Origin of the sequence: Streptomyces sp. NPDC017529 (assembly GCF_044329785.1) — a bacterium.
Classification (GTDB): Bacteria; Actinomycetota; Actinomycetes; order Streptomycetales; family Streptomycetaceae; genus Streptomyces.
Genome location: NZ_JBIRJY010000014.1, coordinates 82,694 through 101,560 on the forward strand (window position 1 = coordinate 82,694; position 18,867 = coordinate 101,560).

An 18,867-nucleotide genomic window follows, 5' to 3' on the forward strand; every position below is an offset into this window, starting at 1 on the left:
GAGGCGGAAGACGGGGGATGGGGCATGTACAGGGCAACCGTTTTAGGGTGGCGGCATGGCACGGCCCCGACGCATCGTCCTCATCCGCCACGGAGAATCGGAGGGGAACGCAGACGACACGGTCTACGAGCGGGAGCCCGACCACGCGCTGAGCCTGACGAAGGACGGACTGCGCCAGGCCGAGGAGGCGGGCGGGTCGCTGCGTGCGCTCTTCGGCGAAGAGCGGGTCTCCGCGTACGTCTCGCCGTACCGGCGCACGCACCAGACGTTCCGCGCCCTCGGTCTGGACATGGACCGGGTCCGGGTCCGCGAGGAACCCCGGCTGCGCGAGCAGGACTGGGGAAACTGGCAGGACCGGGAGGACGTGCGGCTGCAGAAGGTCTACCGCGACGCCTACGGCCACTTCTTCTACCGCTTCGCCCAGGGCGAGTCCGGCGCCGATGTGTACGACCGCGTCGGCGCGTTCCTGGAGAGCCTGTGGCGCAGTTTCGAAGACCCGGACCACCCGCCGAACGTCCTGATCGTCACGCACGGCCTGACCATGCGGCTCTTCTGCATGCGGTGGTTCCACTGGACCGTGGCCGAATTCGAGTCCCTGTCCAATCCGGGCAACGCGGAGTGGCGCTCGCTGCTCCTGGGCCCGGACGGCCGGTATGCGCTGGACCGGCCGTTCGAGCGCTGGTGTGAACCGGAGTCGTACGGCATCACCGGTTAGAGTGCACACCGATGAGCGCCGACCACCGTGACGCAGACCGCTTCGAGCGGGCCCTTACGAGCCTGCGCGGACTTTCCCTGGGCGATGCCCTCGGCTCCCAGTTCTTCGTTCCCGCCAACTACCCCGCCCTCAAGCGCCGCGAACTGCCGCCCGCACCGTGGCAGTGGACCGACGACACCGAGATGGCCTGCTCGGTACTGGCCGTACTCGCACGTCACGGCCGTATCGACCAGGACGCGCTCGCCCGGTCCTTCGCCGATCACCACGACTTCGACCGCGGCTACGGTCCGGCCGTGAACCGTATGCTCCGGCTGATCAGAGAAGGCGGCGACTGGCGCGAGCTGGCCTCGGCGCTCTTCAACGGCCAGGGCTCATGGGGTAACGGCGCGGCCATGCGCATCGCGCCGCTCGGCGCCTGGTACGGCGACGACCCCGAGCAGGCGACGCACCAGGCGGAGATCTCCGCCTACACCACCCACCAGCACCGCGAAGCGGTGGTCGGGGCGATGGCGGTGGCCGCGGCGGCCGCGCTGGCCGCCGCTCCCGGTCGTACGGCCGGGCCTGAGGCGCTGCTGGACGGCGTGCTGGAGCTGATCCCGCGCAGCGCCGTACAGGCCGGGCTGCGGCGTGCCCGGGACATGCTCGACTACGGGAACCCCGGCACGGTCGCCGCCGTGCTGGGCTGCGGACGCCGGACCAGTGCCCACGACACGGTGCCGTTCGCGCTGTGGGCGGCCGCACGCCACCTCGGAGACTACGAGGGAGCCTTCTGGGCCACCGCCCAGGCAGGCGGGGACGTGGACACCACCTGCGCCATCGTCGGCGGGATCGTCGCCGCCGGTGGCGGCACCCCGCCCCAAGACTGGCTGGACCGCGCGGAACCGCTCCCAGGCTGGGTTCCGGAGCTTTCCGGCTGAAGCGTTCGGCGGACGGCTTGCCGGGCGGCGGGCCGTGTGGGCTTCTGCGCGGGCTACCGGGCTACCGGGCTACCGGGCAGCCAAGGAGGCCGCCCGGGCGCGTAGTTGATCTTGGCGTGCGCCGAGCCCCGGGGGCGTCGGACGGTCCGCCGGGGGCCGGCAGTGGCGCCCCCGCCGCCCGCGACCGCGAAGCCGCTGATCAGCTCGCGTGCCGTCGTCGCCGAAGCCCGGCCGAGGGGCGGCGGCGGTATGCGCCGCGGCCAGGCGGTACCCGGTGCGCACGGCTGCTCCGGTTAGGCGTACGCTTGCTGGCGCCATGCCGTACGAGCCCCCAACCCACACCGTCGAGCGATCGCTTCGCGCCACCACGGGCGCCAAGATCATCGCTGGGGTGGACGAAGTCGGGCGCGGCGCCTGGGCCGGTCCGGTCAGCGTCTGCGCAGCCATCACCGGACTGCGCCGCCCGCCGGCCGGACTCACCGATTCCAAGCTGCTGACACCCAAGCGACGCACCGAGCTCGCCGAAGTGCTCGACGGCTGGGTCACGGCGCACGCCCTGGGGCACGCCTCTCCGGAGGAGATCGACGAGCTGGGCATGACCGCGGCACTGCGACTGGCGGCCGTGCGAGCCCTGGAGGCGCTGCCGGTCCGCCCGGACGCGGTCATCCTCGACGGCAAGCACGACTACCTCGGCGGTCCCTGGAAGGTCCGTACGGTCATCAAGGGCGACCAGTCCTGCATCGCGGTGGCCGCGGCCTCCGTGCTCGCCAAGGTCCGTCGCGACGCGATGATGGGTGAACTGGTGGGCGTACACGCCGACTTCGCCTTCGCGGAGAACGCCGGCTATCCGTCGCCCGCGCACCGTACGGCGCTGGAGGAGTACGGCCCCACCGCGTACCACCGGGTGTCGTGGTCCTACATGGACGCCTTGCCCCGCTGGCGCCACCTGAAGAAGGTGCGCAGCACCCCCGAAGCAGCCGCTCTGGAGGCCGGTGGCCAACTCGGCTTCGACTTCTGAGCGGTGCGGGCATCAATTCGGTACCCGATGACGTGTCCCGCACCTACGTTTGATAGACATCCTTTTATGCCTCTCATCCCCGAGGAGCCTCAGATTCACGAGAGTGTCCCGGGTCCCCGCGCAACTCCGGCCGCCGGCCGCACCGCGTCGACCCCCCGTCCTGTTCCTGGCCCCGGTCCCCGCCCCGCGCCTCCGCGCGGCGCCCCCGCGGCCAGCGCCCGCCCCGGCAAGCCCGGACCCGCCGCGCCGCCCCGTGGGCCGGCCGGCACTCCTCCGGCGCAGCGCTCGGGCCCCAAGCCCGATGCTGCCGGTGCTGCTTCCGGAGCGCAGCTCCAGCTGATCCCGGCCTCGGAGTCCGGCGCTCTCGACGCCGCCGACGAGGCCGTGGACCTGCTGCTGGACTCCGGACGCGCGCCGGGTGAAGTTCTGGTGCTCACCACCGGCGAGACCCACCCCTGGGCCGCGCACGAACTGTCCTTCGGCGAGACGTCCTACTGGGCGCAGCAGGACGCCGCTGACGACGTGTTCTACGCGGACGCCACCGCCGAGCGTGCGACCGGGCGGCCCGTTGTGGTCGTCGCGGTCAACGGCGGTGCCGAGGAGACCGTCGCCCGGGCCCTGCCCGCCGCGATGGCCCGCGCCGGGGCGCTCCTGGTCGTGTGCGGTGACCCGCAGCGGATCAACGCCCTCCTGGGCGTGAACGCCTGACGGACGCCGGCAGGGGGAGCCCGGCGGCCCGTGGGCCGGCCGGGCGTCTCACGCCGGGTGCCCGCGGGTCGTCAACGAGCCGCGGAACGCCGGCGGGACTCCGCCGTGCCTTGCCGTCGGCCGGCCGTCGTTGCGCGACGGCTCCGCGGGAGGGCGCGACTCCGCCGGGTACGGCTGCGGTGCGGTCGCACACGGCCGTTCCGCCGGACTGAACCGTTCCGGTGAACCGGACGGCGTCGGCCCCGGCCGTCGCGCCGCTTCGGCGTGTCCGGGTGCTCCGGACTGCCCCGCGCTGTCGGCATGCCCGGGTTCCTGCGTACCGGACCGCCCGGACGCTTCCTTCCGTTCCGAAGGACCGGCCCGCGCCGTCCGGTTCGCCGACTGCGTACGCAGCGACGGGGCCGGCCGCCCCGTGCCGGCCGGCTGCCCCATCGGAAAGGATCGTTCCGCCGTGGCAGGCCATCCTGCCGGACCGGGCTGTTCCGGAACGCGCCCACGCGGCGGCTGCTCCGCCGCACGCGCGCGCTCGGTGCGGACGACCGAGCGCGGCCGCCGGCCACCACGGCCCTCTCCCAGCACCTGCCAGCCGCTGCGGGTCAGCGTGATGTACGCGCCACAGCGAAGTCCGTGCAGGGTGCAAGCGTCGCGCAGTCCCCACATCCATGCGCCGTCCGCCTCGGTCCAACGCGGGTCGCCCTCGCGGCAGTAGAGCAGCACGGCCGTACGGACCGGTACCCGCAGCCGCAGGTCGTGCGGGACGACCAGCCGCAACCGCGCCAGAAGCGCGTTGCGGAACTCCCAGCCGTCCGGAGCCGAGGCGTGCTGGACGAACGACGCGCTGGCGGTGACGCGCTCCTCGGGGCCGAGCACCGCCACGATGGCCGTCGAGAGTCCCGGCAGGTGGCGGTCGTGCAGACCGGTGACGACCTCACGCGGATTGCGCAGCAGGGGAATCCCCGCCGACGCCCACTCGGAGGGCTCCAGCATGCGGCTCAGCCGGGCGGCGGAATCGGCGGAGGTGGGCAGGGACACACCCGGGGGCTGGGCGAAGCCGAAGGTCACGGCCCTCCCTTCGTCTACGCGTCCACGCCCGACGGCGGACGGCCGTGCGGGCACGGCGCGGTACCGCCGTACCTGACCGCGGACGGCGGGTACGGGGAAGCGGTCCAATTCTTACGTTCGTACAGGCATGCGGCAATGAACCGTGGGCGTGCACGGCTGGAATCCTCTGGTGCGCCTTCCCCATACCTGCCCGCCGCACGGGCCCCTGACGCCCGACCGCCCCCTTCACCTCACCCCTGTACGGCAAGGACCAGCGGAAACACCCCCGTGGCACCCGCCTTGCGCACCAGCCGCGCGGCCACGGCCAGGGTCCACCCCGTATCCGCGTAGTCGTCGACCAACAGGACAGGGCCCCCTGCCGCCGCCAGGGCCTGAGCCAGCTCCGGCGGCACGCCCAACGAGCCGTGCAGCGACCGCAGTCGCTGCGCGCTGTTGCTCCGCGGCACGCGGGCGTCCTCCGCGTGCTCCCCGTACGTCACCGTCCCCAGGAACGGCATCCGCCCGACGGCGGCGATGCGCTCCCCGAGGGAACGCACCAGCTGAGGACGGGTGCGCGAGTCGAGTGTCACGACCCCCACCGGCCGCGCCGGGGCGTCCGGAGCCCCGGACGCCCAGCCCCCGGGGCCCTTCGCCCAGTCGGCGAGAACGGTGACGACCGCGGAGGCGACGTCGTCCGGAATCGGACCGTCCGAGGCCTGCGCGGCGAGCATCGGACGCAGCCGGTTCCCCCAGCCGATGTCGGAGAGCCGTCCCAGGGCACGCCCGGCGGACGCCTGCTCACCCGCCGGGATGCGCCCCTTGAGGTCGACACCGATGGCGGGCAGGCCCGTCGGCCACATCCGCCGCGGCTCCACTTCCACACCCGGCCGCCCCAGCTCGCCGCGCGCCGCGTCCAGCGACGCCGCCGACACCTCGGTGGTGAAGCGCGCTCCCGCGCAGTTGTCGCAGCGTCCGCACGGCGCTGCCGCCTCGTCGTCCAACTGCCGCCGCAGGAACTCCATCCGGCAGCCGGTCGTCGTGGCGTAGTCCCGCATGGCCTGCTGCTCGGCCTCGCGCTGCCGCGCCACCCACGCGTACCGCTCGGCGTCGTACGCCCACGGCCGCCCGGTCGCGGTCCAGCCGCCCTTGACGCGGTGCACCGCGCCGTCCACGTCGAGCACCTTCAGCATGGTCTCCAGGCGCGAGCGGCGCAGCTCGACCAGCGGCTCCAGGGCGGGCAGCGACAGCGGCCGGTCCGCGCCCGCCAGCACGTCCAGCGTCCGGCGCACCTGCTCCTCGGGCGGGAACGCCAGCGAGGCGAAGTACTTCCAGATCGCCTCGTCCTCGCGGCCGGGCAGCAGCAGCACCTCCGCGTGCTCGACGCCGCGGCCGGCGCGCCCCACCTGCTGGTAGTAGGCGATCGGGGAGGACGGCGAGCCCAGGTGCACCACGAACCCGAGGTCCGGCTTGTCGAAGCCCATGCCGAGCGCGGAGGTGGCGACCAGCGCCTTGACGCGGTTGCCGAGCAGATCGTCCTCGGCCTGCTGGCGGTCCGCGTTTTCGGTCTTCCCGGTGTACGAGGCCACCGTGTGGCCGCGCTGCCGCAGGAAGGCGGTGACCTCCTCGGCCGCGGCGACCGTGAGCGTGTAGATGATCCCCGAGCCCGGCAGCTCGTGCAGATGGTCGGCCAGCCAGGCCAGCCGGTGCGCGGCGTCCGGCAGCGGGAGCACGCCCAGGCTCAGGCTCTCCCGGTCGAGCGGGCCGCGCAGGACGAGCGCCTCGGCGGCGCCCTCGCCCGTACCCAGCTGCTCGGCCACGTCGGCCGTGACCCGCGCGTTGGCCGTCGCCGTGGTGGCGAGCACGGGGACGCCGGGCGGCAGGTCGGCGAGCATCGTGCGCAGCCGCCGGTAGTCGGGCCGGAAGTCGTGGCCCCAGTCCGAGATGCAGTGCGCCTCGTCGACCACCAGCAGTCCGGTGGCCGCGGCCAGCTTCGGGAGCACCTGGTCGCGGAAGTCGGGGTTGTTCAGCCGCTCCGGGCTGACGAGCAGGACGTCGACCTCGCCCGCCGCCACCTCGGCCTGGACCGTGTCCCATTCCTCGGTGTTGGAGGAGTTGATCGTGCGCGCGCGGATCCCGGCCCGGGCCGCCGCGTCGACCTGGTTGCGCATCAGCGCGAGCAGCGGGGAGACGATCACGGTCGGTCCGGCGCCGCGCTCGCGCAGCAGCGCGGTGGCGACGAAGTAGACCGCCGACTTGCCCCAGCCCGTGCGCTGCACCACCAGCGCGCGGCGGTGGTCGGCGACCAGCGCCTCGATCGCCCGCCACTGGTCCTCGCGCAGCCGGGCGGTGCCGCCGGGGTCCCCGACGAGGCGGGAGAGGACGGCATCGGCCGAGGCACGCAGGTCTTCGTTGCTCATGGCTCCATGCAACCCGATGCCACTGACAACGCGCGAACTGCCGCCCGATGCTGTGGATAACTCGCGTCACCCGCGAGTTATCCACAGGGGTCGCGGCGATGCGGCGTTCCGCGGGATCTTCGAGCCATGAACCAGCACGGCGACACGCCTCATCACCCCGACCGGCCCGCCCGGTCCCACCCGTCCGTACCGACCCACCCGGCCGCCGGATCCGGGTCCGCCACACCGCCCTCGCCCGACGCCGCGGCAGCGGCGGAAGAGACCAGGGTCACCCTGCGCGGGCCGGGCGAGCTGGCCGACGCGCTGCCGTATCTCCTCGGCTTCTACCCGGACGACAGCATCGTCCTCGTCGGCCTGCACGGTGAGCGGGGCCGCTTCGGCGGCCGTGCCCGCCTCGGCATCCCCGCCGAGCGCGGGCAGTGGCCGTACGTGTCCGACCAGCTCGCGAGCTGTCTCGTGGCAGCAGGCCAGGAGCGCGGCTCCCGGCCCGAAGGCATCATCGTCTACCTCTGCCAGGATCCCGCGGAGGGGGAGAACGGCCGGGACGTTATGGAGCGCCTCCGCCCGCTCGCACAACGGCTGCGGGTCGCCTGCGGAGCACTGGACGTCCCGGTGCTCGAAGCACTGTGCATCTCCAGGGGCCGCTTCTGGTCCTACTGCTGCCCTGACTACCGCTGCTGCCCCGCCGAGGGCACGCCCATGGCCCTTCCCGGCACGTCGGTGATGGCCGCCGCCGCTGCGTATGCGGGTATCCAGGTGCGCGGCTCACTGCGGGAGATGGAAGCCCGGCTGGCCGCGCGCACTGGACCGCGCGCCGCGGAACAGACGGGCGCGCTGGACGCGGTGGCCGGCGCGCTCGTCACGCGCATGGTCCAGGAGGAGACGGCGGCGCCCGTGCGGACGGAGACCCTGGCGCACGCGAGCCGTCTGATCCGCCGGTTCCGCGAGGACCCGCCCACGGGCAGCCGCCGGGCCCGGGACGCCTGCGACGACGCGCTCCTGACCGATGCCGAGGCCGCCCGCCTCATCGTCGGGCTCCAGGACCGCGTCGCCAGGGACCGGGCTGCGGAGTGGATGGAGGGCCCGGACGCCGAACCCGCGCTGCGCCTGTGGCAAGCGCTGTCCCGCCGCTGTGTCGGCGGCTACGCCGAGTACGCAGTGGCCCCGCTGGCGCTGGCCGGCTGGGTCGCCTGGGCGACGGGCGACCAGCCGTCCGCCCGCGTCGCGCTCGGCCGGGCGCTGACCCTCGACCCCGAATGCCTCTTCGCCCAGCTGCTGCACCGGGGAGTCAACGCGGGGCTGGACCCGGAGTCGCTGCGACGCTGCCTGCGGGAGGAGCGCGCGGAGCGGAGCACTTCGGACCCATCGCTCGCACTGGCGCCCGGGTGTGACTCCGTACCGGTGCTTGTCGACGGGCCCGTGCCGGTGCCCGGAGTCCCGTCCGAGGCGGCCGGACCGGGCGAGGCGGCCCGTGCCGGCCGGCCCGGGCAGACCACCGCGGACGGCGGCCCCCGCGGGACGGCCCGCCCCGGCGGCAGCGGCCGTTGCGGCGGATCGGACCGCCCCGGCGGCCCGCGTGGCAGTACGCGTCCCGGGTCGCGTACGGGAACCGGCCGGACCAAGCGGCGTACCGGTCGCAACGGTGACCGGAGCCGGCCGTGAGCCCGCCGTCGCCGCGGTGCCGGCGTGACCTGCGCGCCCGCCTCGCCGTTCACCACTGTGGCGCAGTCCGTTTGGAGCCCAGACCCCAGCAGGGAGCGCAGAGAGTGTCAGGCATGGTTCCCACTACTCAGCCGGCCCGCCGGGCCCCCGGAGAACACCGCTCCGGGGTGCCCAGGCCCCCGGAACCGCAGCCTGTCCACGGGGCGCTCATCTGCGTGGCCCTGCCGGCCCTCGCCATCTCCTCCGAACAGGGCCAGCTCACCGGCCGGGGCACGGACGGTTTCTACCGCGCCGGGCGCCGCGTCCTGTCGCGGTGCCAGCTGAGTGCCGGAGGCGCCGAACCCGTCGTGGTGCAGGGCAGGTTGATCGCGACGGACCGCGCGCGGTTCGTCGGTACGGTCCGTACGGCCGTCGACCGCGGCCCCGACCCGGAGATCCGCGTCGAACGGCTGCGGTGCGCCGACGGCGTCGAACGGCTCACGTTCCACAGCAGTGCCCCCCGGCGGGTGCGGCTGCCCGTGGAGCTGCGGCTCGGCACGGACCTCGCCGAACTCGGCGCGATCGCCGTCGGGTTCACCGGGCCCGAACTGCCCGCCAGCGTCCACGGCTCAGGGCTGCGCTGGTCCGCCGCGGGGGCGCACGCCGTCGTCGCGGCGTCCCCCGCGCCCTCGGACGTCATGGCCTCGGCCGGGCTGCTGTGCTGGGAACTGGACCTCCCGCCCGGCGGCCACCACACCATCGAGGTGCGCGTCCGGCTGGAGCACGCCGCCCAAGGAGCCTTCTCCGGCGGACCGGGGTCGCTGCTCCCGGCTACCCGCGGTGGCGAACAGCCGCCCCGCCCCTGGTCGGCGGCGCGGCTCCAGTGCGACGACCCCCGGGCCGACGCGCTGCTGGCGACGGGGCTCGACGATCTCCACGGCCTGCTGATGCGCGGCCCCGGAGCCCTCACGGACATGTACGTCGCGGGTGGTGTCCCCTGGCGCTGCGGCCTCTCGCCCGCCGAGGCCCTCTGGGCCGCCCGCATGCTGCTGCCCCTGGGCACCCGGCTCGCGGCGAACACTCTGCGCGCCCTCGCCCGACTCCAACTGGGCGGGCCAGGGGCGGATTCCGGCCGAATTCCCGGCGCGCTGCGGGACGCGGGACCGTACGCGCCCCCCAGCTGCACCGGCGTCGAGGCCACGCTGCTGTTCCCCACGGTCCTCGCAGAAGCCCGCCGGTGGGGGCTGCCCGAACGCGAGGCCGAGCAGCTGCTCCCCGCCGCGGAGCGCTGCCTGGGCTGGCTGCGCACCACCGCCGGTGACGGGCGCGCCTCCGGGGACGGAGCCCTGAGCGGAGGCAGCGGCTACGTCCCCGACCCCGTGCCCGGAGGGCCGTACCGCTGTGCGACCCAGGCCCACGCGCACCGTGCCGCGCTGCTCGGTGCCGACCTCCTCGACGCCTACGGGCGACCGGGCGCGCCGGAACTGCGCGACTGGGCGGCAGGCCTGCGGGCGCGGTTCCGTGAGGAGTTCTGGGTGGAGAGCCGCAGCGGTGGCAGCCCGGCCGCGTTGCGGACCTCCGGCGGGCGCCTGCTGCCGCACCTCGGCTCCACCGCCGCCCACCTGCTGGACACCGGCCTGCTCGGCGGCGGCCGGTCGGCCGTCGGCCTGCTCGACAGGGCGCGTACCGAGCAGCTGGCCCGGCTGCTGGGGAGCCCGGCCATGGACTCGGGCTGGGGCTTGCGGGGTCTCGGGGCGAAGGAGGGCGGCTACAACCCCTTCGGCCATCGCAGCGGCGCCGTACGGGTCCACGAGACGGCGGTCGCCGTCGCGGGCCTGGTCGCCGCGGGCTACGAGAAGGAGGCCGGAGCCCTGGTGCGCGGGCTCCTCGACGCGGCGCAGAGTTTCGCCTACCGGCTCCCGGAGATGTACGCGGGCGAGCAGCGCACCCGCGACGGAGCGCCCGTCCCGCACCCCGCGGCCTGCCGCCCGGCGGCCGTGGCCGCGGCGGGCGCGGTGCACGCCCTGACCGCCCTGGCCGGGGTGCGTCCCGACGTGCCCTCAGGGACCGTGGCGGTCCGCCCGGTCGCCAGCGCGCCGCTCGGAGCCATGCAGTTCACCGGGCTCAGCGTCGCCGAGCAGCCGTTCGCCGTGCGGATCAGCAGGCTGGGCATGGGCCTGGTGGAGGAGGCCGCGAATGGCTTGCAACTGGGGGCGTGAGGTGCGCCGGGGCCTGTTTATCGTCAGGCGGACGACTATGATCGCGCCATGCCTCCCTACGACCCGTCGGCCTTCCCCCCGTTCGCCGTTACCGTCGATCTGGTCGTGCTCACCGTGCGCAGGCACGCGCTGTGCGCGTTGGCCGTGCGCCGTGGCGAGCCGCCGTTCCAGGGGCGCTGGGCCCTGCCGGGCGGTTTCGTACGGCCCGACGAGGACCTGGAGGCGGCCGCGGCGCGCGAGCTGGCCGAGGAGACCGGTCTGCACGCCCACTGCCCGGCCGGTCCTCCGCCGCCGTACGGCGCGCACCTCGAACAGCTCGCCACCTACGGCGACCCCAAGCGCGACCCCCGTATGCGGGTGGTCAGCGTCGCCCACCTGGTGCTCGCGCCCGATCTCCCCGCCCCGACGCCGGGCGGTGACGCCCGCGGCGCGCGCTGGGCCCCCGTCGAGACGTTCCTGGAGCAGGACGGCGGCCTGGGCCGGGACGAGGAGCAGTCCGCGCCGCTCGCCTTCGACCATGCGCGCATCCTCGCGGACGGGGTGGAGCGGGCCCGCTCGAAGATCGAGTACTCCTCGCTCGCCACCGCCTTCTGCCCGCAGGAGTTCACGGTCGGTGAGCTGCGCAGGGTGTACGAAGCGGTGTGGGGCGTGGCGCTGGACCCCCGCAATTTCCACCGCAAGGTCACCGGCACTCCCGGCTTCCTGGTGCCCACCGGCGGCACGACGACCCGTCAGGGAGGCCGCCCTGCCCAGCTGTTCAGAGCCGGCGGCGCCACCCTGCTCAATCCGCCGATGCTGCGTCCCGAGGTCTGAGCGGCGGCCTGTGGGGGAGCGGCGGGCTCTGGCGCCGTGACGGCCGGTGGAGGGCTGATCTCGGGCTGCGGAGGCGCCGTCGGCGGCGGGTCGTGACACGAACGGGCAGTAACCGCTAGGCATTACCGGCAAATCAGACATATGCGGTTACCTTTGGTCGGGTGAGACCCCACCTCCTCCCCCCTGCTTCCGTACGGTCCCGCACCCTGCGGAGGCCGCGATGATCCAGGCCATCGGGCTGACCGGCGGGTCCCGCGAGGGGCAGCGCCCCGCCGTCGACGACCTGAGCTTCGAGGCTCCGGCCGGCCGGATCACCGTTCTGCTCGGCCCCGAGGGCGCCGGCAAGACCACCGCGCTGCGGCTCATGCTCCAGTTGGAGAGCGGCCGGGGCGTCGCGCTCTTCCGCGGCCGTCCGCTGCACCGCGTCCCGAACCCGGCCCGTGAACTCGGCGTGGTCCTCGGAGACGTCCCCGGCCATCCGGCCCGGACGGCGCGTGGGCACCTGCGCATGCTCAGCGCGGCGGCCGGGGTCCCCGCGTCCCGGGCCGACGACGTCCTGGACGTCGTCGGCCTCAGCGGCCTGGCCGACGAACGGCTCGGTGCGTTCTCGCGGGGCATGGACCGCAGGCTGGGCCTGGCCGCGGCCCTCCTCGGCGACCCGCACACCCTCCTCCTCGACGAGCCTTCCGTGGACGTGTCCCCGCGCGAGGCGGCGTGGCTGTACGGCCTGCTCCAGGGGTACGCGGCACAGGGCGGGACCGTACTCCTGACGTCGCGCGACGCCCGGTCCGCCGCCCGGCTCGCCCACCGTGTGGTCACCATCGAGGACGGCAGGCTGATCGCCGACCAGAACGCGGCCGACTTCGCCCGCACCCGGCTGCGCCCCCGCGTCGTGGTCCGCTCGCCACACGCCGACCGGCTCGCGTCACTCCTCGTCGACGAGTCGCAGCGCGCCCGCCCGGCAGCGGACCCGAACGCCGGTCACGCCGTCGAAGTCGTACGGGAGAGCGGCAGCCGTATCGCCGTCTACGGCAGCAACTGCGCCACCGTGGGCGATACCGCCTTCCGGCACGGCATCCTCGTGCACCGGCTCGCCGACGAGGTGGGGGACACCGGCCCGATCACCCCGCTCACCCGCGCCGACGGCCGCGCGCGAAGCCGCACCGCCGTCAACGGCCCGGATAGCCCGGCCCCTGCTGCGCCCGCACCGTCCGCGTCAGGCGAGGGCGCGGTCCACGAAATGGCCGTATTCATTGGCACGGAAGCCCCCGCCGAGCCCGCGGCCTGCGCCGAATCGATCCCGCACGCCACCTCTCCGGCCCCCGCCGCGCCCCCCGCACCGATGCCGCACGCCGAACCGGCCCCGCTCACCGCCACAGGCCGGCTTGCCGGCTCCGCCGCCTTCGTCGAGGCGGTCACCCTGCCCGAAGTGACCAGCGCGGCGGTCTCCCAGCACGCGCTCCCGTCACCCGCGGCCGCCCTCACGTCCCCGGCCCACCCCGAGCCCGCAACCACCTCACCCACCTCCAACACACCACCCACCTCCAACACATCGCCCACTTCCGTCACTTCACCCGCACCGGCGCTCGCCGAAGCACCGACCGCCGAAGCACCGACCTCCCCGCCTTCCCCTGCCGCGACCTCAACCCGGCGCCCGGCATCCACCTTCAAGCCCCTGAAGCCCCTGCGTACCTCTCTCCCCACGGGTTCCCCCGGCCCCGCTCCCGTTTCCGCTGAATCCGCCGCCCTGAAGCTCGCCGGTCTACGGCTTTCCGGGCGCGGCCCGCAGTGGCCGCTGCGCTACGAGCTCCGCCGCGCCTCGACCGACCCCACCGGGCCGATCGTGGCCGTGCTCTCGCTCGTCGTCACCCTGGTCTTCGCGCTGGCGCTGGCCCGCGTCGGCGACACCTCGCGTGTACACGTCATCACCGGATGGCCGCGTCAACTTCCGTTCCCGCCGACCGCACTCGCCGCCGGGCTGATCGGCGCGCTCTCCTTCGGCCAGGAGTTCCGCTATCCCGCGCTCGCCCCCGAGCAGGGGACGGTTCCCCGCCGCCTCGGCCTGCTCGGTGCCAAACTGCTGGTCAGCGGCGGTGCCGCGGTGCTGCTCGCGATCGGCACGCTGCTCCTGGACGGCGTGCTGGTGCGCGGTCTGTTCGGCTCGGCGGGCCTTCCGCAGGGCGGCGACTGGAAGATGCTGGCCGTCAGTTGGACGGCCCTCCTGGTCGGCTGTGCCTGGGCCGGCGTCCTGGCGGCCGGGGTCTTCAGGTCCACCGCGCTGGGGATGGCGGCGGTCCTGGCCGTACCGGTCGGCGTTCTGCCGCTCGTGCAGCAGGTGTTGGCGGTTCCGGCCGCTCGCTCCCTGGTGGGAGTGCCGGCGCGGCTGCGGTCGGCGGCGCTGATCCAGTGGCCGGCCGGGTTCGACCAGGCGGTCGCGGGGGTGCTGCGGCTGGCGGCCCAACCGGTAGGCGGAGCCGTCGCGTTGTCGCTCGCCGCACTGGTCTGCGCCTACGCCCTGATCGCCCTGCGAAGGCGGGCCCGCTGACCGCGTGCGACCCCTGCGGTGGCCCGCTCACCTGGCAACTCTCCGCACCCGCCCGCGAGACGCGTCTTCTTTCCGATAAAGCGTCAATTGGGGAAGGATGGGCGATCACCCTTTCGTGTGCTTTTCACCAAAGACCTCAAGGGGTCCCGGGACGTCGCCGACAAATGATGCGTGAGTACCCTTGCGCACACCATGATGACCGCGGCTCGCCCCGCCGACGCCGGCCTCGCCGGCCCGGGCGAGCTTGACCGCTACTCCTACGCCAACGCCGCGGGCGCGCCCGGCGCCGTCGGCGCCGGCCACGCTCCGGGTGTGGAGCGGGCCGATCGCGTGCCGCCCGTCTGGGACGGCCCCGAGGCCGACATGGCCAGGGCCGGCCGCCGGGCGGCGGGCAACCGCGGCCGCGGACTGCACGGCCAACTCGTCCAGCAGCTCGGGCAGATGATCGTTTCCGGCGACCTGGGCGCCGACCGCCCGCTCGTGCCCGAGGAGATCGGCCAGCGCTTCGAGGTCTCCCGCACCGTGGTGCGCGAGTCCCTGCGCGTCCTCGAAGCCAAGGGCCTGGTCAGCGCCCGGCCGAACGTGGGCACCCGGGTGCGTCCGGTCAGCGACTGGAACCTGCTCGATCCCGACATCATCGAGTGGCGGGCGTACGGACCGCAGCGTGACGACCAGCGCCGGGAACTGTCCGAGCTGCGCTGGACGATCGAACCCCTCGCCGCCCGGCTCGCCGCGGGCCACGGCCGCGACGACATCCAGCAGCGCCTCGCCGACATGGTCGAGATCATGGGGCACGCCGCGGCCCAGGGCGACTCGCTGACCTTCGCCCGCGCCGACTCCGAGTTCCACACCCTGCTGCTCCAGCTCGCCGGCAACCGCATGCTGGAGCACCTCTCCGGAATCGTCTCCTCCGCTCTGCACGTCTCGGGCGGCCCGGCCGGCGGCTGTGAGCGTCCCGCGGAGAAGGCCGTGGGACAGCACATGCGCATCGTCGACGCGATCGGCGCCGGGGACGCCGCGGGCGCCGAGAGCGCGATGCGGACCCTTCTGACCGCCCACGGCGAGGCAGGCGGCCAGAACGCCGGCGGTTCCGGGGACCTCACCGTTCCGCCGCCCCGCGAACACTGAACACCAGAGGCCGCTGAAGGCCTCCGCCCGCCCGGGCCTCGTACCGGCCGGGCGGCACCGGCCGGAGGGTGCGTATGTACGGGGCGGGGCGCGTCCGCGCGGGGCGGACGGCCTGCCTCCCTCACGCGACAGACTGGCCGAGAACGCGCGAAGCACCCGGGGCGCGCGATGCAGACGCCCGGCGCACGAAGCGCACTGGGGCGCACAAGGCGCACAAGGCGTGCGCACGCCATCGGAGCGCACAGGCGCTGCCTGCGGTCCGCGGCAGCGCGCCGCCGCGAGCGTGGCGGCGCCGCACGGCCGTCGCGCGAGCCCGCATACGGAAGGCCGCCGGGCCCGGGAGCATGCTCCGGGCCCGGCGATTGCTTGGGAGGGTTGCGCATCGTAGGGGAGGGAATGTGTGGATATGTGGTGTGACTCGGGCCACGCAGATTGGGCGTAACGCTCGCCGGGGAGGCGCGATGACTTAAGAGGTGATAGCCGAGGAGGGAATGCGAGCGGCGCTTTCGGCGCTGTTCAACTCCCCGGCTTCCCCCGCGCCGTCGGTCCATCCCCGCCGGCGGTCGTCGGCTCCGATCCACAGTGGACGGGGTCGGAAGCCGTTTCCATCGTTCCGAGAGGTTGTTCGTGTCGGCCAGCACATCCCGTACGCTCCCGCCGGAGATCGCCGAGTCCGAGTCAGTGATGGCGCTCATCGAGCGGGGAAAGGCTGATGGGCAGATCGCCGGCGATGACGTGCGTCGGGCCTTCGAGGCTGACCAGATTCCGCCAACCCAGTGGAAGAACGTTCTGCGCAGCCTCAACCAGATCCTCGACGAGGAGGGTGTGACGCTGATGGTCAGTGCCGCAGAGGCGCCCAAGCGCACCCGCAAGAGCGTCGCAGCGAAGAGTCCGGCAAAGCGCACCGCCACCAAGACCGTCGCGGCCAAGACCGCCACGGCGAAGAAGGCCACCACCGCGGCCGCCCCGATGGGCGACAGTCCGTACGGCGAGGCCGAGGGCGCATCCGAGAAGAAGACGGTGGCGAAGAAGACCGCCGCCAAGAAGACGGTCGCGAAGAAGACAGCGGCCAAGAAGACCGTGGCGAAGAAGACAGCGGCCAAGAAGGACGTCGACGAGCTGCTCGAAGACGAGCCGATCGAGGAGACGGCGCCCGCCGGCAAGGGCGGCGACGCCGCGGCCGAGGTGCCCGAGGGCGCCGAGAACGCCGGCTTCGTGCTGTCCGACGACGACGAGGACGACGCCCCCGCGCAGCAGGTCGCGGCGGCCGGTGCCACCGCCGACCCGGTCAAGGACTACCTCAAGCAGATCGGCAAGGTCCCGCTGCTCAACGCCGAGCAGGAGGTCGAGCTCGCCAAGCGCATCGAGGCCGGTCTGTTCGCCGAGGACAAGCTGGCCAACTCCGACAAGCTGGCGCCGAAGCTCAAGCGCGAGCTGGAGATCATCGCCGAGGACGGCCGCCGCGCCAAGAACCACCTGCTGGAGGCCAACCTCCGCCTGGTGGTCTCGCTGGCCAAGCGCTACACCGGCCGCGGCATGCTCTTCCTGGACCTGATCCAGGAGGGCAACCTCGGTCTGATCCGTGCGGTCGAGAAGTTCGACTACACGAAGGGTTACAAGTTCTCCACGTACGCGACGTGGTGGATCCGCCAGGCGATCACCCGCGCCATGGCCGACCAGGCCCGGACGATCCGTATCCCCGTCCACATGGTCGAGGTCATCAACAAGCTGGCGCGCGTGCAGCGCCAGATGCTCCAGGACCTGGGCCGCGAGCCCACCCCGGAGGAGCTGGCCAAGGAACTGGACATGACCCCCGAGAAGGTCATCGAGGTCCAGAAGTACGGCCGCGAGCCGATCTCGCTGCACACTCCGCTGGGCGAGGACGGCGACAGCGAGTTCGGTGACCTGATCGAGGACTCCGAGGCGGTCGTGCCGGCCGACGCGGTGAGCTTCACGTTGCTGCAGGAGCAGCTGCACTCGGTCCTGGACACGCTCAGCGAGCGTGAGGCGGGCGTGGTCTCCATGCGCTTCGGCCTGACCGACGGCCAGCCCAAGACGCTGGACGAGATCGGCAAGGTCTACGGCGTCACGCGTGAGCGGATCCGGCAGATCGAGTCCAAGACGATGTCGAAGCTGCGTCACCCCTCGCGCTCGCAGGTGCTGCGCGACTACCTGGACTGATCCGGGCGGTCGTTTCGGACGGCTGTACGAGGGACTGCGGGCCCGGTCCTCCTTCGGGAGGGCCGGGCCCGCAGTGTGTCCGGGTGCGTGATCAGCGCGGCTGGCTCACCCTGGGTGTGCGAACACTTCCGCACAGTCAGGAGCGTGTATGCGAGCCTACGTCCGGGCCGCCCTCGGGGCCCTAGTCCTGGTCCTCGCCGTACCGGCGACCGCGCAGGCGGACGGGGTGGTGGTGGGAGGACAGCAGGTGAAGCTCTCCAACAGTCCGTGGATGGTGGCCATCAGCTCCCGCTCGCGCTTTGGCTCGGACCGTTCCGGCCAGTTCTGCGGCGGGGTGCTGGTCGGCCGGGCGACGGTGGTCACGGCGGCGCACTGCCTGAGCCGTGCCGTGCTGGGAGTGGAGTGGCAGCATGTCAGGGATCTGCGGATCATCGTGGGCCGCGAGAACATGCGAGGCCGCACGGGGGAGGAACTGGTGCCGCGGCGGGTCTGGGTGAATCCGACGTACGACAGTTACAGCAACGCCGGCGACATCGCGGTGCTCACGCTCGGCAAGCAGCTGCCCAAGGGGCGTTCGCTCCCGATGGCCAAGGCCGGCGACGCCGCGTACAAGGCGGGCACCAAGGCGAACGTGTACGGGTGGGGTGACACCACCGGGAACGGGAGCTACGCCGACGCGCTCCGTACGGCGCAGGTCCAGGTGCTCTCGAACGCGGCGTGCAGCAGGGCGTACCCGGGCAACGCCGACGGTAAGTACATGGCCGATTCCATGCTGTGTGCGGGAGCGCCGGAAGGCGGGCGGGACGCCTGCCAGGGGGATAGTGGTGGTCCGCTGGTGGCGAAAAAGCGCCTCGTGGGGCTGGTCTCCTGGGGGACGGGCTGCGGAAAGGTCGGTAAGCCCGGTGTCTACACGCGCATCTCGACGATGATGAAGCACGTGACCGCCCATGGCGCCGGCTGAGAGCCGCAACGCGGGGCGGAGGCCCCACAGGGCGAGGCGGGGGCCCGCGGAGCCTCAGTGGGCCTCAGAGGGCACGCTGAGCGGCAGCCGTAACGCAGGGCCCGTCGGTCACGGGGGCAGACGCGAGTGCGGGCGGTCTCCCGGGGTACCGGGAGACCGCCCGCTGCACGGCCCTAGGCCGCTGCTCGCTCGTCGTCGGATGCGATGTGTCAGCGTTCCTCGTCGGACGCAGACGCGGGAGAGGCGGTCAGCCGCTCCGTCTCGTCCTGTATTTCCGCGGCGATCTTCTTGAGTTCTGGCTCGAACTTGCGACCGTGGTGGGCGCAGAAGAGCAGTTCGCCGCCGGACATCAGGACGACGCGCAGGTATGCCTGGGCGCCGCAGCGGTCGCAGCGGTCAGCGGCCGTCAGCGGGCTCGCGGGGGTCAGAACAGTAGTCACGTCGCCTCTTCTCTAGCTCGACGAGCTGTCGTACCAGGGTCAACATCCAACCAGGCCGAAAACGTTCCCGCTCGTGCCTATTCCCTGAAAATTTTTTTCCGGGGAAGCCGGGTGTTGCCGGGT

The 18,867-nt window shown here is 73.4% G+C and carries 13 protein-coding genes and 1 pseudogene; 11 read left to right on the forward strand and 3 right to left on the reverse strand.

Annotated elements, in window-relative coordinates; translation table 11 throughout:
• Positions 1-55: 55 nt before the first annotated feature.
• From ACH4K4_RS29125 to ACH4K4_RS29140, 4 genes are all read left to right on the forward strand, one after another.
• Positions 56-715, forward strand: coding sequence for a histidine phosphatase family protein (locus tag ACH4K4_RS29125; protein ID WP_398171429.1), 660 nt, complete (start codon positions 56-58; stop codon positions 713-715).
• An 11-nt stretch (positions 716-726) separates the two neighbouring features.
• Positions 727-1,632, forward strand: a complete 906-nt coding sequence (locus ACH4K4_RS29130; protein ID WP_398171430.1) for an ADP-ribosylglycohydrolase family protein — start codon at positions 727-729, stop codon at positions 1,630-1,632.
• Between the two features lie 316 nt (positions 1,633-1,948).
• Entirely contained in the window at positions 1,949-2,650 is a 702-nt protein-coding gene (locus ACH4K4_RS29135; protein ID WP_398171431.1) for a ribonuclease HII, read from the forward strand.
• Between the two features lie 66 nt (positions 2,651-2,716).
• On the forward strand, positions 2,717-3,358 hold the full coding sequence (locus ACH4K4_RS29140) for a hypothetical protein (RefSeq protein ID WP_398171433.1): 642 nt from the start codon (positions 2,717-2,719) through the stop codon (positions 3,356-3,358).
• Positions 3,359-3,856: 498 nt separating this feature from the next.
• Here ACH4K4_RS29140 and ACH4K4_RS29145 read toward each other — a convergent pair.
• Positions 3,857-4,420 (reverse strand): annotated as a pseudogene (locus ACH4K4_RS29145) (hypothetical protein); the annotation flags it as partial.
• A 230-nt stretch (positions 4,421-4,650) separates the two neighbouring features.
• Entirely contained in the window at positions 4,651-6,816 is a 2,166-nt protein-coding gene (locus ACH4K4_RS29150; RefSeq protein ID WP_398171435.1) for a RecQ family ATP-dependent DNA helicase, read from the reverse strand.
• Positions 6,817-6,942: 126 nt separating this feature from the next.
• Here ACH4K4_RS29150 and ACH4K4_RS29155 point away from each other — a divergent pair, with 126 nt between their 5' ends.
• The 7 genes from ACH4K4_RS29155 to ACH4K4_RS29185 all read left to right on the forward strand — a co-directional run bounded on the left by ACH4K4_RS29155 (position 6,943) and on the right by ACH4K4_RS29185 (position 18,304).
• Positions 6,943-8,478 carry a DUF4192 family protein gene (locus ACH4K4_RS29155; RefSeq protein WP_398171437.1) on the forward strand — a complete coding sequence of 512 codons (1,536 nt, stop codon included), beginning with the start codon at positions 6,943-6,945 and terminating at the stop codon, positions 8,476-8,478.
• Between the two features lie 113 nt (positions 8,479-8,591).
• On the forward strand, positions 8,592-10,676 hold the full coding sequence (locus ACH4K4_RS29160; protein WP_398171439.1) for a glycogen debranching N-terminal domain-containing protein: 2,085 nt from the start codon (positions 8,592-8,594) through the stop codon (positions 10,674-10,676).
• A gap of 48 nt (positions 10,677-10,724) precedes the next feature.
• The gene (locus ACH4K4_RS29165; RefSeq protein WP_398171441.1) at positions 10,725-11,489 is read left to right on the forward strand and encodes an NUDIX hydrolase; all 765 of its coding nucleotides are present in this window, start codon (positions 10,725-10,727) and stop codon (positions 11,487-11,489) included.
• A 220-nt stretch (positions 11,490-11,709) separates the two neighbouring features.
• Positions 11,710-14,034, forward strand: a complete 2,325-nt coding sequence (locus tag ACH4K4_RS29170; protein ID WP_398171443.1) for an ATP-binding cassette domain-containing protein — start codon at positions 11,710-11,712, stop codon at positions 14,032-14,034.
• Positions 14,035-14,226: 192 nt separating this feature from the next.
• Positions 14,227-15,162: a FadR/GntR family transcriptional regulator gene (locus tag ACH4K4_RS29175; protein WP_398171505.1), complete on the forward strand. Its 936-nt coding sequence runs from the start codon at positions 14,227-14,229 to the stop codon at positions 15,160-15,162.
• Between the two features lie 627 nt (positions 15,163-15,789).
• Positions 15,790-17,343: an RNA polymerase sigma factor gene (locus ACH4K4_RS29180; RefSeq protein WP_398171445.1), complete on the forward strand. Its 1,554-nt coding sequence runs from the start codon at positions 15,790-15,792 to the stop codon at positions 17,341-17,343.
• 148 nt (positions 17,344-17,491) lie between these two features.
• A complete protein-coding gene (locus ACH4K4_RS29185) occupies positions 17,492-18,304 on the forward strand; it encodes a S1 family peptidase (protein WP_398171447.1) in 813 nt (270 codons plus the stop codon).
• Between the two features lie 209 nt (positions 18,305-18,513).
• Here ACH4K4_RS29185 and ACH4K4_RS29190 read toward each other — a convergent pair whose 3' ends face one another.
• Complete coding sequence (locus ACH4K4_RS29190) at positions 18,514-18,744, reverse strand: hypothetical protein (RefSeq protein WP_003981845.1); 231 nt, start codon at positions 18,742-18,744, stop codon at positions 18,514-18,516.
• Positions 18,745-18,867: the final 123 nt, after the last annotated feature.

Coding starts and splice junctions, on each gene's coding strand:
- ACH4K4_RS29185 (WP_398171447.1), top strand. CDS start 17,492: ATGCGAGCCTACGTCCGGGCCGCCCTCGGGGCCCTAGTCCTGGTCCTC.
- ACH4K4_RS29125 (WP_398171429.1), top strand. CDS start 56: ATGGCACGGCCCCGACGCATCGTCCTCATCCGCCACGGAGAATCGGAG.
- ACH4K4_RS29165 (WP_398171441.1), top strand. CDS start 10,725: ATGCCTCCCTACGACCCGTCGGCCTTCCCCCCGTTCGCCGTTACCGTC.
- ACH4K4_RS29160 (WP_398171439.1), top strand. CDS start 8,592: ATGGTTCCCACTACTCAGCCGGCCCGCCGGGCCCCCGGAGAACACCGC.
- ACH4K4_RS29170 (WP_398171443.1), top strand. CDS start 11,710: ATGATCCAGGCCATCGGGCTGACCGGCGGGTCCCGCGAGGGGCAGCGC.
- ACH4K4_RS29135 (WP_398171431.1), top strand. CDS start 1,949: ATGCCGTACGAGCCCCCAACCCACACCGTCGAGCGATCGCTTCGCGCC.
- ACH4K4_RS29175 (WP_398171505.1), top strand. CDS start 14,227: ATGATGACCGCGGCTCGCCCCGCCGACGCCGGCCTCGCCGGCCCGGGC.
- ACH4K4_RS29150 (WP_398171435.1), bottom strand. CDS start 6,816: ATGAGCAACGAAGACCTGCGTGCCTCGGCCGATGCCGTCCTCTCCCGC.
- ACH4K4_RS29130 (WP_398171430.1), top strand. CDS start 727: ATGAGCGCCGACCACCGTGACGCAGACCGCTTCGAGCGGGCCCTTACG.
- ACH4K4_RS29155 (WP_398171437.1), top strand. CDS start 6,943: ATGAACCAGCACGGCGACACGCCTCATCACCCCGACCGGCCCGCCCGG.
- ACH4K4_RS29140 (WP_398171433.1), top strand. CDS start 2,717: ATGCCTCTCATCCCCGAGGAGCCTCAGATTCACGAGAGTGTCCCGGGT.